This window comes from Shewanella sp. SW32, from assembly GCF_025653365.1.
GTDB lineage: Bacteria > Pseudomonadota > Gammaproteobacteria > Enterobacterales > Shewanellaceae > Shewanella > Shewanella oncorhynchi.
Genome location: NZ_JAKKSJ010000003.1, coordinates 188,386 through 202,495 on the forward strand (window position 1 = coordinate 188,386; position 14,110 = coordinate 202,495).

Genomic DNA, 14,110 nt, shown 5'->3' on the forward strand with positions numbered 1-14,110 from the left:
TGGACTAAATCAAAGCAAATAAGATGCCAAAACATCAGATTTTACGACAGCATATCGAAAAGAATTAACACTGAGAGGTGCCGAATTGATGCTTATGCCATCAATACAAAAAAACTAAAGAGCCTATCCGGCTAGCGAGCAGTAAAGATGCCTATCATTTCACTAACGTTGATGACGGCGATAAAATTGCTGGGAAGCAAATTCATCGGTCATTTTTTGCTCCCTTTTTTGTTCAACCACTTGACGCTTCTTCTCTTTACTGGCTAAGAGTAATTCTACTGCCTTACGTTTTTTTTGCTTTTCCAACCAATGTTGTTGTCGATATTCTTTTTGCTTTTCACCGTCGGCTACGACGCGATTTTGCTGGATAATTGCGTCATCGATCTGACGAATAAAACGGTGAAACTGGTGATAGTGACTAGCACTGATGGCTTGACCTTGCTGTGATTGCATTTGCTTCATGTATTCTAAGCGATAGTTATTGAGTGCACTGAGTTGATTCAACCGTTTTTGACATTCTAATTGCGCAGATTTTAACAATAATGCCGCTTGTTCTTCGGCATCATTGGCAAGCTTTAACACTAACAACAAGGGATCGGCGTTAGCCATACTAGACCTCGATTAATTCGATGACGCCATTATTTGCACTGTGCAGCAAGTTGCCCAAGCATGACTTGGCTATCTGCAAAGCTAAATGCATCACGCATGGTTTGTCGCAAAAAAGCATTCATTGCTGGCTGCAGTCGTATCGCATTATCAATGCGAGGATCGCTTCCTTGGGCATAGGCCCCAATAGAAATCAAATCTCGATTTTGCTGATACAAAGAATAGGTTTGTTTCACGCGGCGCATTGCTTCCAAATGTTCATTGGAGATCACCATTGGCGCGACTCGGCTAATAGAAGCTTCAATATCAATCGCAGGATAGTGCCCCGAATCCGCAAGCGAACGTGACAAGACAATGTGACCATCGAGGATCGCCCGCGAAGCATCGGCAATGGGATCCTGTTGATCGTCCCCTTCCGTCAACACAGTATAAAATGCCGTAATTGAACCTTGCCCGGGGCCACCGTTTCCGGCGCGCTCAACTAAACGTGGCAATTTTGCAAACACAGAAGGCGGATAACCTTTAGTCGCAGGCGGTTCACCCACAGCCAAAGCAATTTCACGCTGCGCTTGGGCGTAGCGTGTTAAACTGTCCATAAGCAATAAAACGTTATAGCCTAAATCGCGAAAGTATTCGGCAATACGAGTCGAGGTTTCACAGGCGCGAAGGCGCATCAGAGGCGATGTATCCGCAGGCGCAGCAACAACGACTGAACGCGCTCGACCCTTCTCACCAAGAATTTCCTCAATAAACTCTTTCACTTCCCGGCCACGCTCACCCACTAGCCCAACCACAATAATGTCGGCGGTGGTACCGCGAGTCATCATACCTAAGAGCACACTCTTACCGACACCTGAGCCCGCAAACAAGCCCATACGTTGGCCTTTGCCCACGGTCAGCATAGCGTTGATAGCGCGAACGCCAACGTCCAGCGGTTCAGTAATAGCACGGCGGGATAAGGGATTAATGGCAGCGCTATGTCTTGGCGCTTGTTGGTCGGTTTGCAACGCGCCTAAACCATCTAAAGGCACGCCGTTACCATCGAGTACGCGTCCTAGTAGGGATAAACCAACATTGAGTCCAGTTTGTTCCCCCAAAGGCACAACCCGCGCACCGGGCAATACACCACGTAATTCTTCAATGGGCATTAAATATAATAGTTCGCCATCAAACCCGACTACCTCGGCGATTAACTCGCCCGCCATGGTTTCGATCGAACATAAACTGCCCACAGGCGCACGGCAACCGCTTGCTTCTAAGGTTAAGCCGACAACACGCACCAGTTGACCACTGGCCACTGCGCGAAATGGCGGCACCTTACCCTGATGATGATTAAGCCTATTCAGCAGTTGATGTTGGCGATTTTGCATCTGATTTTGCCTCTAATTGCTCACCTGTGTTTGAGGCAGATTGTATATCCTCAGCATGTTGAGAAACCGTATCGACAACCTGATCATCAAGCTCTGATCCCACAGCCTCAGAAGCAGCAACGTGTTTAGCGGTATCTTCAACCTCTATCGCCTCTTGCAATTGACGCTGCTTGTCACTTAAGTGAGCATGTTGGTTCCGTAAAGACTCAAACACAGCATCAATACGCGATGCGAGGGTCAAATCGACTAAAGAACGATGACTACTGAGAATACAGTCACCTGGGCTTAAGGAAGGGTCAACTTCAAGTTCCCACTTACTGCGGGTCAATTGAGCGCTGGAATAAAGTTGTTCGACTAAAATAACATCGTCAGGATGCAAGCGGATTGTGACTGTTTGTTCTTTTATCGGCAGCGATTCTATACCTAAGCGCAATGCCGAAAGCACTTGTTCTGGATGAGTTTTTAATTCGTGGCCAATGACAGATTTCGCTAATGTCATACTCAGGTTCAGTAGCGAAAGTTCAATATCGCCATCGAGCAATTGCAATGGTTTTTCAAATTGAGCTAATAAGGTTTCAAAACGCGAGAGCAATATTTTTGCTTGGGCTAAACCGGTTTCTAATCCTTGCTCATGCCCTTGGGCGAGCCCTTCAGTATGGCCTTGCTCTAACCCTTCTAAACGTCCTTTTTCTAGCCCTTGCTCATACCCTTGCAGCTTACCCTCGCTAAAGCCTTCTTCTTCGGCTTGGGCGCGAATGTCTTCAATCTCAGCCATAGTCGGTGGAGAAACACTTTCCACTGTAGTCGACTTAGCGGCTTGATGATTCGAATGGCCGAACAGATTTGAGATAGAATCGTCATCGGCTTCAGTCACATCTGGCAGTGCCCAGTGACTAAACTCAATATCACCGTCGCTCAAAACCTTATTTGACGGTTTATTGTCGCTCGGATTAGAGGAACTCATCGCCACCACCGCCGCCTAACATAATTTCGCCGCTGTCACTTAAGCGACGGGCAATAGACAGGATTTCTTTTTGGGCGACTTCCACTTCACTGATACGGATTGGACCCATGGCCTCAAGATCGTCACGCAGCAATTCTGCGGCACGTTTTGACATGTTGCCCAAGATTTTTTCTTTCAGCTGATCATCTGTGCCTTTAAGCGCCTTCATCAGTACATCTTGCTGCACTTCACGGAGCAGTGCTTGAATACCACGGTCATCAACATCGATTAAGTTTTCAAACACGAACATCAAGTCTTGGATTTGCTGCGCCATTTCTTCATCAGACTCGCGCATGGTTTCCATCAACTGACTTTCGATACCCGTATCTAAATAGTTCATGATGTTGGCAGCCGCTTTTAGGCCACCCATTTTCGCGGCCTGTGCGCCACCTTGACCGGCAAACTGTTTCTCCATGATGTCGTTCAGCTCTTGCAGTGCAGCGGGCTGAACTTCTTCAAGATTCGCAATCCGCATCATCAAATCTAAGCGAGTATTTTCAGGGAATTGACCAAAAATTTCCGCCGCCTGATCGGGTTCTAAATAGGACAACACGATCGTTTGGATCTGAGGATGTTCGTTTTGAATAATGGTCGCTACTTGGCGTGCATCCATCCATTTCAACGAATCCAAACCTTTAGCACCGCTGCCCATGATAATCTGTTCAATCAGATTACCCGCTTTATCTTCACCCAGCGCGGCGGTTAAGGCTTTACGAACGAACTCTTCGCTGTTGAAACCAATAGAAGAATACTTTTGTATATCATCGAGAAACAGCTTATGTACCCCGATGACTTTTTCTTGACCAAACTCATCCATTGCCGCCATCGCCATACCCACTTTTTGCACTTGCTTCGGCTCTAAGTGTTTTAAAATAGATGCAGCATCGGCCTCACTCAAACTGAGGAGTAAGATCGCGGTCTTTTCGACACCGCTAATATCCTTAATGTTAAAGGCAGGTGGGGCCGCTGGAGCCACTTCTTTCGTTTTATTCTCAGCCATTGTCTTGTAACCAGTTTTTCACGACTTGAGTAGAGAGCTCAGGCTCATTCGCCACGAGCGCACGGATAGCTTTAATCATATCATCATCTTTGTGCAAATTAGGGATATGAATTGAACCATCATCGGCATAACTGTATTCCGCCTCTTGGGTATTGAGCATCCCTAGCGTATCTGCCGCGTACTGGTCCTCAATTTCGGCCAGTTCGTTACCTAATCTGCCATCCTCAGGCATATTCACACTGTCAGGATAGATTAAGCGTTTCAGCATAGGCCGTACCACAGCTAAAATCAGTACCAGAATCACTAGCGCACCAATACCGAGCTTAATCGCGCGCCAGAACCAAGGTTGCTCCCACAGTTCTAGTGCTGGCAAGTCTTCAACTAATTGATCCATAAAGGGAACCGTTACCACTTCTAACACATCACCCCGTTGCGAGCTAAAACCGACTGCCCCTTCGAGTAAACGACGAATGTTGGTCAGCTCTTGTTCAGTACGGGCAACACGCGCCACTTGACCATTTTCTCCGGCAGCACCGGGTTTAAAGTCCACAGCAACCGACACACTAATGCGGCGAACGGCGCCAACTTGCTGACGGGTATGGCTAATGGTGGTATCTAACTCAAAATTACGTGTCGCCTCACGGTGTGAATTACCCGCAGTGACAGACTCGGTCGCTTTAGTCGCATCTTGCGGAATGTTTGACTCCATTGGTGGCTGATTCGATAGCGCACCAGGGATCCCACCCGAAGAGCCGCCAGTGGTATTATTTTCAACGGTCATTTCGCTGCGCAGGGCTGGTAAATCAGGGTTGTAACGCTTAGAGGTTTGTTCGACCGCAGTAAAGTCCATGCTAACATCGACTTGAGAGGTGAAATTATCAGGACCTAAGATAGGTACCAAAATCGATTCAATCTTAGTGCGATACTCTGCTTCTTTTTGCTGTACTAATTCAAGCTCGCGACGGGCAGTCGCAGACGCGCCATCTTGGCTGCCTGAGTTTAATAAGCGGCCGTTCGAGTCAGTTACCGTCACCCGTGATGGCTCTAAACCTTGCACAGCAGAGGCAACGATATCAACGATAGCGTCGACTTCACCTTGGCCTAAACCGCCACGGCGGGTATTGATGACCACAGTCGCACTTGGTTTTGAGGCATTGCGAGCAAAGACGTTTTCTTTAGGTAACGCGAGGATCACTTTGGCGCGGCTAACACTTTGTAGTTGCTCAATTGCACGGGCAAGGTTTTCTTCTTGGCTGTGCTTAAGACGGGCTTGCTCCATACGTTGGCTAACACCAAAGCCGCTGTCTTGATTCAAGAAATCTTGACTAGCTGCAGGGCTGTCGACGCCTGCGCGGCTCAGCATCATTTTCACTTCTTGATATTTATCTTCGGGGACTTTAATCACGTCCACGTCGATTTGATACTTAACTTTATTTTTATCAAGCACATCTAATACTTGAACCATTTCCTGAGTTTCCATTTTTCCCAATGGACGATACTCAGGCTCCTGTGCCCACAGCATGACAAATACGGCCAAGGCCAAACAAATCGCCAAGGCTAAAATCATAGTTACTTGACGCATCATATCGACACCGCCAAGGTTTCCCATCATTCCTGACTTATGTTCTTGCTGGACACCTTGGTCAGCTAAGCCGGAATTGGATCCGACAATCATTTCTGTGCTCACGATTCGTACCTGCTAATTGGGTTATTCACTGGCCTAGACAGGCATGCTCATTATTTCTTTATAGGCTTCGACAAGTTTATTTCGTACTTGTACCGTTGCCTCGAAGGCGACACTGGCTTTCTCACGGGCGATAACAGTATCCGACAAAGTGACGGTAGTATCTCCCATTTCTAAACGCGTCGCGAGGTTTGATGATGTCGACTGTAAGCCGCTGACATTGCCGACGGCTTGCGAGAGTAACTGACCGAAGTCCGCACCACTGGTGTTATTAACTTGCTGCATGATATTTGGCTGAACGCCAAAAGACGGCGTAATTTCGCCTTGGAGTTTCTGCATTTCTTGCAGGAATGAATTTGCGCCTATTTGCATGCTGAGCTCCCAGTCGTCGAGTTCTTGACGATCAAAATACCTATAACAGGACAATGCAAAATAACGGCCAAGTTTTCAAATGGTCGTGATTGATAACAAATTGACGGGATAAGAAGAAGTTAAAACTAAGGATTCTGGATAAAGTAGGTCACTTTTGCGGTGGTATATCTTAATAAATGCAGCCTCACACTCATGGGGAGGCTGCAAGATTATCACTTGAATTTAAAGACTAATTTGGCAGTTGAATGCCCATATCACGCATTCTTGCCATCTTGTATCTTAGGGTTCGGGCGCTTATCCCCAGTTTTTCAGCGACCAGTTTGCGGCTTCCTTGGCATTGATTAAGGGTTTCTAAAATAATCACATGCTCCTGCGCTTTAAGCTCTTCCCCTAAACCGTCTGGCTCGGCAGCAAATTGATCTAGGTCTTCGCCGCCTAAAATCACATCCTGCGCATCGATAATAATGTCATTGGCGGTGATCACTTGACCGGCTCTTAATATCAAAGCCCGCTGTATAACATTATCGAGTTCACGTACGTTCCCCGGCCAGCGATGACTCAATAAACGTCGACGTGCATTTTCATCCAACTCAGGCACATCGGCGACATTCAATGCCTTGGCATGCTTAACCAGTAAATGACGCGCAAGAGGCAGAATATCCGCAGGACGTTGACTTAATGCGGGCCAAGCTAAGGGGAACACGTTGATTCGATAGTAGAGATCTTCCCTAAATCCACCGGCGGCTACCACGGCTTTTAAGTCGCGATTGGATGTGGCAAGCACGCGTACATCGAGCTTAATGGTTTTACGGCCGCCTAAACGCTCAACTTCACGCTCTTGCAATACCCGCAATAACTTAGCTTGTAAGCCTAAATCCATCTCAGAGATTTCATCTAGCAGCAAAGTGCCACCTTGAGCCTGCTCAAATTTCCCCGGACACGCTTGATAGGCGCCAGTAAATGCGCCCTTTTCATAACCAAAAAGGGTAGCTTCAAGCATATTCTCGGGAATTGCAGCACAGTTAATGGCCACAAAAGCTTGATCGGCACGGCTACTGTGTTGATGAATATAACGGGCCAAGACTTCTTTACCCGAGCCGCTTGGGCCTAAGATCATGACCGAAGCATCGGATGCAGCAACCCGCTGAGCCAGTGCTAATAAAGCTAAACTCTTCTCATCGGCAACAACTGGCTGATCCACATTTTGTTTTAACGGCAAATAGCGGGACACTTGATTGAGCAAGACTTCTGGCGCAAAAGGTTTCGCTAAGTAATCGACAGCGCCTAATTTAATGGCATCCACCGCACTACCAATCGTGGCATAAGCTGTCATCAACAACACTGGCAACTTAGGATGATGTTGCTGTAGGAAGTTTAATAATCCTAACCCACCAATGCCTTGCATCTGCACATCACTAATGACTAAATCAAATTGATGTTGTTTCAAGGCTAAGATAGCGTCTTCACCGGAGGCAACATCAATGCACTCATACTGAGCCAACATTAAGGTATCCAACAAGGCTTCACGCAATGAGGCATCATCTTCAACGAGCAATAACTTTGCTTCAGACATGGGTAATCTCCAAAGGTAATATCACCGCAGATTTAGCCCTTGGGAAGACTAAAGACACAGTGCAACCTTTATTCGGTAAGCAACTTAATTGCAGTTGTCCTCCATGATTACGCACCACAGATTGCACAACCGCTAACCCGAGCCCAGTTCCCTGCGACTTAGTTGTAAAGAAAGGTTCAAGTACCTTCTGCTGCATATTGGCATCTAAACCTTTGCCATTGTCGATGACATTCAGTAGCAACTGTTCGCCCTCTTCTGCCGCTTGAATACGAATCTCAGTGGCGCCAGCTTCGATACTGTTCATCACTAAATTGTTGATTGCCGAGCTTAATGCATTTGAATTGGCTAACATTGAACTGCTTGATGCATCATCAAATGACAAGTCACAACCTTGCTTAGCCGCTATCGGCTCACAATTTGCCAATACATTGTCGATAACCTCAGCAAGCGTAATCAAATCTCCGAGTTCATCCTGACGGCCTTTCGCCATCAATAGCATGTCGTTAACCTGACGCTCCAGTTCATTGAGTCTATCAACAAGCTTTTGCTGGAATTTTGCTTTAGCGGCATCGGATAACTTAGGACTTGCAAGATTAGAGGCATATAGCAAAGCGGCAGATAAAGGCGTGCGCACTTGATGTGCCAAGGTCGCAACCATTTTACCCAGTGCAGATAAGCGTTGTAGATGGGATAGATTTTTCTGTAATAATCGAGTTTCAGTCAGATCAGTTAACACAATTAATTGACCAGGCTCTGGCGTCAGTGGCGTAATGGCTAATTTAACGCGGCGGCCATTACGCAGTGACACTTCGTGGCCATCATCATCCTGTGGCGCAAAGGCACTGTGGATCACATCAATCCAGCGAACGCCACACAAGGAGCGCTCTAGTAATTCAACTGCAACCGGATTGGCATCCGTGACTATACCGTCGCCATTGATAATCACCACGCCGGATGGCATAGCCTGTAAAATATGCTCCATTCGATTGGACATATTAGCGGCCTCACGCAGTTGGTTCCATTGTTTGCTAGTGTGCTTGAATGACTCAATTTGCGCTAGTGGGTTGGCTGACATAGTCACTCCGTCAAAAAATTGCTTATGACGGAGTGACTGCAGTATCTATGCCAAATTAGAAATTGAACTTTAGAGGTTAAAACTACTTATATAACAATAAAATAGAAAACTAATCTTTGGTCATTCCGTACTTACGCATTTTTTCTACTAGCGTTGTACGACGTATTCCGAGCATCTCAGCCGCGCGAGCAACAACGTTATCTTGCAGCTCTAGCGCCTGACGTATCATGTCGATTTCCAGTTCTGCTAATAAATCCTTAAGGTTCACGCCTTCAGGTGGTAGCTCACTAGGGAAACGCGTCTCAGGGATTTCAACCGGCTCTTCATCACTAAAGATAGAAGCCAAAGCATCACGTTCCTGTTGCTCTTCGCTCATCTCAACACAATATTCGGGCACATCGATATGGCGATACTTAACGGGTAAGTCGTTAACATCAACCAATCCACCCGGATATAAAATGGTGAGGCGTTCGACTAAATTAGACAGCTCACGCACGTTACCCGACCAAGCATGTTCTTTTAACGACTCTATCGCACGCTGCGTAAAACGCACCTTGCCACGGCCTTCGTTGTAGACTCGGCTAACCAACTCTTGTAATAGCAAAGGCACATCGTCCTTGCGATCACATAGCGCAGGCATTTCAATCGGGAATACGTTTAGGCGGTAATAGAGATCCTCGCGGAACTCATTCACGCTGATCATGGTTTCTAAATCTCTATGTGTCGCTGCTACAACGCGCACATCGGCATTGATGGTCTTAGTGCCGCCAACACGCTCAAATACCCGTTCTTGCAGTACACGAAGCAATTTAACTTGCATCTGCAATGGCATGTCACCAATTTCATCGAGAAATAGTGTGCCACCTTCCGCCAATTCGAAACGGCCCTTACGAGAACAGATAGCCCCAGTAAATGATCCCTTCTCATGACCAAAAAGTTCACTCTCTAACAACTCTGGCGGTATAGCACCACAGTTAACAGGAATAAAAGGGCCATCACGACGCTCAGACAAATAATGGATATTACGGGCGACCACTTCTTTACCGGTACCGGATTGACCCAGTACTAGTACAGTCGCCTCAGATGTCGCCACTTGATTAATCAAGTGTCTTACATTGGCAATACCATCACTGCGCCCAACCAAGCTTCGGAATAACTTAGTTTGATTTGCACTTGTGGGGACTTGAGGGCGCTTAACTTGGCCAAATACTTGACAGAAGTGTAGTAATTCGGTGAGTTGAGGATAGGTTAAAGGTTCCTCAATGTTTCCAAGAATGTTAGACACTTGCAGATCGTCAACGTTGCCAAGCAACAGCATAGGTTGCCATGGATGTTGACCCGCGATGTTTTTAAGTGCATCAGCATCCATAACATCAGTTAGGATAACTAAAGCTCGAAAACGAGTATCTTGGAGGCTAGCACTTAATTTTTCGGCGTCAATTTGTGCAATTTGCTCACCTAAAAAATCAAAAATGCAACACAGGCGACTTAAGCGCTCTGATGGGGTTCCGACAAGTAAAATTCGTTGATCTGTTTGCATCATTCAGTAGGCCGTAAAGCGCTAATAGGTATTAATTCGCATTAATTATTTATGATTAGTTGCTGTAAAAGCTTAACAAATTCAATGTAACAATCTGTGCCACCATCACTACTGTGATGAATATTGTATTATCAGCAGTCGAGAAGCAAGCTTCGGATGCGGATTATGCCAAACTGAATTCATTTTAGTTCATTTATGCCATGATTCTAGTTAAAACAGTCAATAAATTGACATCAGCCAAAAAAAAGACGCACTCAGTGCGCCTTCTTCCTGTTGATCTATAACCCCATTAACTCGCTTCAGTATGGGAAGATAAATTATGTTTATCCGCAGGGATAGCATCCCATGCTTCCTTGATTTCGCGCAACAATCCAGCAACATCATCTAATGCCACAGGATCGTTTTGCACATTTGCATCAGTTAAACGTTGTACCATAAAATCGTAAAGATTGGCTAAATTAGTAGCAATATCACCACCTGCATCCATCACTAGAGTGTTTTTTAGCCCGAGAATGATACCGATAGCCTTACCAATCAATAAACCTTTATTGGCTATATCACCTTGTTCCATTGCTATTTTTGATTGAGCGATGCGTTCCAATGCCCCATTAAACAACATCTGAGTAATTCTGTGTGGAGAAGCATCTGCGATCTGACTCTCGAGGGAAACTTTACGATAAGACTGGAGTGAGCCTCTCATAACTACCTACCTGTTTGCATCCAAAGTTTTATACAAATTTACTTTTGAAGTGTTACTTTTTCTGAGTGCTAACTCATTGGCGTACTGCTGCCTAACATTAGCAACACATTGCTCGAATGTCAGACTTAGCTTTTGCTGTTCAGTAAGTAACGTAACATCATCTTGAGTTGTGTCAGGCAGCCATTGTAGTAACAATTCTTGACGCCTGTTTATCAGTTCTTGCAGGATACTTGCCAATTCTTCTGACTCATCAAGATTACCTGCAACTGTATCCAAATGTGATAATGTTTCATGCACTAACTTGTTTACTAACTGCAGCTCAGCATGAGCATTTATTGATTCAGACATGTGGGTCACTCAATATTATTTCTTATTTGAGACTAATCCAGGTAACGAATCGATACGAGCCTGAATAGTGCTACCTTGCGAATTAAGCTGGCCAACCATCAAATCCATAGCATTAAACTGCTTGGTAAGCCGAGCTTCATAGGCTTTCATTTTCAACGCAAAAGCTGCTCTTTCATCCCCTAGACGGGAAAGTCGGTTATCCAATGTTTCATCACGGCTATCAAGCAATCCCCCTGATTGAGTATATGCTTCACCCACACTAGTCATTTTGGCAGCAAATCCGGTTCCCTCTGTGGTAAAGAAGTCGGCCACTGCACTTATATCATTCTCAAGAGCTTTTTTTAAGGTATCCTCATCCAGCTCCAAGGTTCCATCACGTGTGGTTTTAATGCCTAGGTTTGCTAGCGCCATACCATCGCCATAAGAGGAAGAGATCACCCCGCGAAACTGGCTTTGCAAGCTACGAATAAGAGAGTCACCTTGGAATATTCCCACCTGTTTAGTTTTAGGATCATAACCCGACATTCCCTTCACTGTGCTTGTCATGGTGTTATAAGATTCAACAAACTCCTTTATGGCTTTGGTTGCAGACGCCTTATCTTGCTCAATTGTCAATGTGGTAGATTTATCGACATCGGCATCTTTAAGAGTCAAAGTCACGCCCTGTATTGCATCCCTAACCTCATTAGAATTTGATGTCACCTTGAGGCCATCCACATACAGAATTGCATCCTTGGCACCCTGCACCTCAGTCATGGTGAAGGTATCGGCAAGGGCAGTACCTGTATCATCGTTTGCTGTCACTTGGATTTGATTTGCTGTGCCCGTTTTATTGGATGTCAGCACCATCTGCGGTCCAGCATCACTGTTGATGATGGTGGCCGTTACCCCAACATTGTCGTCAGCCTTATTGATTTTTTTTACAATATCCTGAAGTGAATCACCGCTCGCAACATCTATGGAGAAGCTTTTTCCAGCGACATCAATTGCCAAAGAGCCACTACCAATGGGCGCTGTGACATCTGTGACGTTAGCCGAGCCTACTTTCTGACTTTGAGCGAGCTGCTCAACCACTAAGTTATAACTGCCTGCAACTGCATCGGAATCAGTCTTGGCCGACAAATAGTCGCTTTTAGATAACTTAGAAGTAAACCCAGTAAAGGTTTTAGCTTCAGACAATGGCTTCAATTTATCCAAAAAATCAGAAATACTGCTTTTTAATGCGCCTAGAGCCGAGATTTGAGTATTAACAAGGCCTTCGGTCTTATTGAATTGCGCCTCTTTGGGAGCCTTTTCAGCGTTTACCAAAGCTGAGACTATGCCACCAATATCAAGCCCTGAACCAATGCCGCTTGCAGTTAAACCCGCCATGTTAACCTCCCCTGCCTCTGAGTCTTTATTGACTTAGGCCTCTGTTTTCATCAATACGCCAGCAATTTCCGACATCTTTTCAGCCAATGCCAAAGCCTCTTCTGAAGGAATTTGGCGGATCAGTTCACCAGAGTTCACATCCACGACACTCACGACTGGTAAACCTTCAAGCTCATCAACTTTAAACTCTAGCCCTTTTTTCATCATTGACATGGTTTCAGTCAATGAACTTGCAACTTGAGTCAGAGATGTTTGTTCTTCTTGTTGATCTACATTAGCTGTATCTGCCAACGCATTGACAACATCGGAATTTAAAGCAAAATTTACACCATTTTTAACGTTTGTAGCTGCATCAACAACTATCTGTTGTGGAGGGATAGCCGATTTGGTTGCCGCATTCACTACCGATTGCAGTCCAATGCCTGCATTTAATGTTACGTCACTCATATCGTGTTTCCTATATTTTGCATCGGCCATACAACAGATGCGGTAACACTAGAACAATAAAGGGAGAGCAAAACTGCCCTCCCTCTGCCCAGTCAAACGAAAACCTTTACTTCGCTTACAGCAGTGACAAGGCCACTTGAGGAAGTTGGTTCGCCTGTGCCAGCATCGCAGATGAGGTTTGTGACAGAATCTGCTGTTTGGTCATAGTGGCAGTTTCTTTCGCAAAGTCCACATCTTGTACTCGGCTACGAGCATCAGACACGTTAGTCGAGATATTGCTCAAGTTGTTGATGGTGAAGTTCATACGGTTTTGTACCGCACCTAAATCGGCACGTTGGCCGTCAATACCTGCAATTGCAGCGTCAATCACTGCCAGCGCATCCTGAGCACCTTTCGCAGTATTGATATCAATCTTGCTTACCGAATTCAATGTTGAGCTACCACCGGTTGCTGTCACTCCACCGCCTAACAACTCATTAACGGCTGCACCACCTGAAACACTAAATTTGTCTGAAGATGATAGATTCAGTGAAGACGCTACACTGACTGAGGTATTTGTATCATCAGCTGTATTACCACCTAATTTTGCTGTTGATGCTGCTGTTCCCCCGGTAAGCTCAACCCCATCAACCCCTTTAGCATTAATAGTGATGTCACCAGTATCAGTATCATAACTGATATCATAGCCAGCCTTGCCTAAGTCAGCAGCTAATGCTTTTGAATCACCCTTGTATGTGGATAAGTCATATGAATCAACTTTTGCTCCAGCGTTGCTGACAATATTGAGTTTACCTGTATCTGTTAGACTCAAACCTTTTAACGTAGTGCTGAGAGAGGCTTCAGCCTTAACGCCTGTGCCAGCCTTATTAATGTCATCTGCAACAGTAGTAACATAGGCATCTGCTCCAACCGCCACTGTTTTACCATTGATAGCAAAGCCAGCAACACCTGTAACAGTACCAATGGCCGTTGCTAAATTGGTTGTGGCCGCTTTACCGTATACAGTCCCTGCACCTGAAAT

At 45.6% G+C, this 14,110-nt stretch carries 14 protein-coding genes; all 14 read right to left on the reverse strand.

Annotation, left to right across the window (positions count from 1 at the left end):
* Positions 1-162 precede the first annotated feature (162 nt).
* Positions 163-609, reverse strand: a complete 447-nt coding sequence (gene fliJ, locus L5M28_RS02905; RefSeq protein ID WP_028761186.1) for a flagellar export protein FliJ — start codon at positions 607-609, stop codon at positions 163-165.
* Between the two features lie 29 nt (positions 610-638).
* Positions 639-1,976 carry a flagellar protein export ATPase FliI gene (gene fliI, locus L5M28_RS02910; protein ID WP_028761187.1) on the reverse strand — a complete coding sequence of 446 codons (1,338 nt, stop codon included), beginning with the start codon at positions 1,974-1,976 and terminating at the stop codon, positions 639-641.
* On the reverse strand, positions 1,945-2,940 hold the full coding sequence (fliH, locus tag L5M28_RS02915; RefSeq protein WP_263202406.1) for a flagellar assembly protein FliH: 996 nt from the start codon (positions 2,938-2,940) through the stop codon (positions 1,945-1,947). The genes fliI and fliH overlap by 32 nt, the downstream gene beginning before the upstream one ends.
* On the reverse strand, positions 2,927-3,979 hold the full coding sequence (gene fliG, locus L5M28_RS02920) for a flagellar motor switch protein FliG (RefSeq protein ID WP_006082405.1): 1,053 nt from the start codon (positions 3,977-3,979) through the stop codon (positions 2,927-2,929). Before fliG ends, fliH begins: the two co-directional genes overlap by 14 nt.
* Entirely contained in the window at positions 3,972-5,654 is a 1,683-nt protein-coding gene (gene fliF, locus L5M28_RS02925) for a flagellar basal-body MS-ring/collar protein FliF (protein WP_198555691.1), read from the reverse strand. Before fliF ends, fliG begins: the two co-directional genes overlap by 8 nt.
* Before the next feature lie 45 nt (positions 5,655-5,699).
* On the reverse strand, positions 5,700-6,035 hold the full coding sequence (fliE, locus tag L5M28_RS02930) for a flagellar hook-basal body complex protein FliE (RefSeq protein WP_006082407.1): 336 nt from the start codon (positions 6,033-6,035) through the stop codon (positions 5,700-5,702).
* Positions 6,036-6,264: 229 nt separating this feature from the next.
* On the reverse strand, positions 6,265-7,608 hold the full coding sequence (locus tag L5M28_RS02935; RefSeq protein ID WP_106651076.1) for a sigma-54-dependent transcriptional regulator: 1,344 nt from the start codon (positions 7,606-7,608) through the stop codon (positions 6,265-6,267).
* Positions 7,601-8,683, reverse strand: coding sequence for a sensor histidine kinase (locus tag L5M28_RS02940; protein ID WP_259569481.1), 1,083 nt, complete (start codon positions 8,681-8,683; stop codon positions 7,601-7,603). The genes L5M28_RS02935 and L5M28_RS02940 overlap by 8 nt, the downstream gene beginning before the upstream one ends.
* A 109-nt stretch (positions 8,684-8,792) precedes the next feature.
* A complete protein-coding gene (locus L5M28_RS02945) occupies positions 8,793-10,226 on the reverse strand; it encodes a sigma-54 dependent transcriptional regulator (RefSeq protein ID WP_263202409.1) in 1,434 nt (477 codons plus the stop codon).
* 286 nt (positions 10,227-10,512) lie between these two features.
* On the reverse strand, positions 10,513-10,923 hold the full coding sequence (fliS, locus tag L5M28_RS02950; RefSeq protein ID WP_263202410.1) for a flagellar export chaperone FliS: 411 nt from the start codon (positions 10,921-10,923) through the stop codon (positions 10,513-10,515).
* Between the two features lie 6 nt (positions 10,924-10,929).
* A complete protein-coding gene (locus L5M28_RS02955) occupies positions 10,930-11,271 on the reverse strand; it encodes a hypothetical protein (RefSeq protein WP_109286369.1) in 342 nt (113 codons plus the stop codon).
* A 15-nt stretch (positions 11,272-11,286) separates the two neighbouring features.
* Positions 11,287-12,642, reverse strand: a complete 1,356-nt coding sequence (gene fliD, locus L5M28_RS02960; protein ID WP_263202411.1) for a flagellar filament capping protein FliD — start codon at positions 12,640-12,642, stop codon at positions 11,287-11,289.
* A 33-nt stretch (positions 12,643-12,675) separates the two neighbouring features.
* A complete protein-coding gene (locus L5M28_RS02965) occupies positions 12,676-13,089 on the reverse strand; it encodes a flagellar protein FlaG (RefSeq protein ID WP_263202413.1) in 414 nt (137 codons plus the stop codon).
* Between the two features lie 115 nt (positions 13,090-13,204).
* Positions 13,205-14,110 (reverse strand): flagellin (locus tag L5M28_RS02970; protein ID WP_317629994.1); only part of this gene is annotated, 906 nt, incomplete at its 5' end.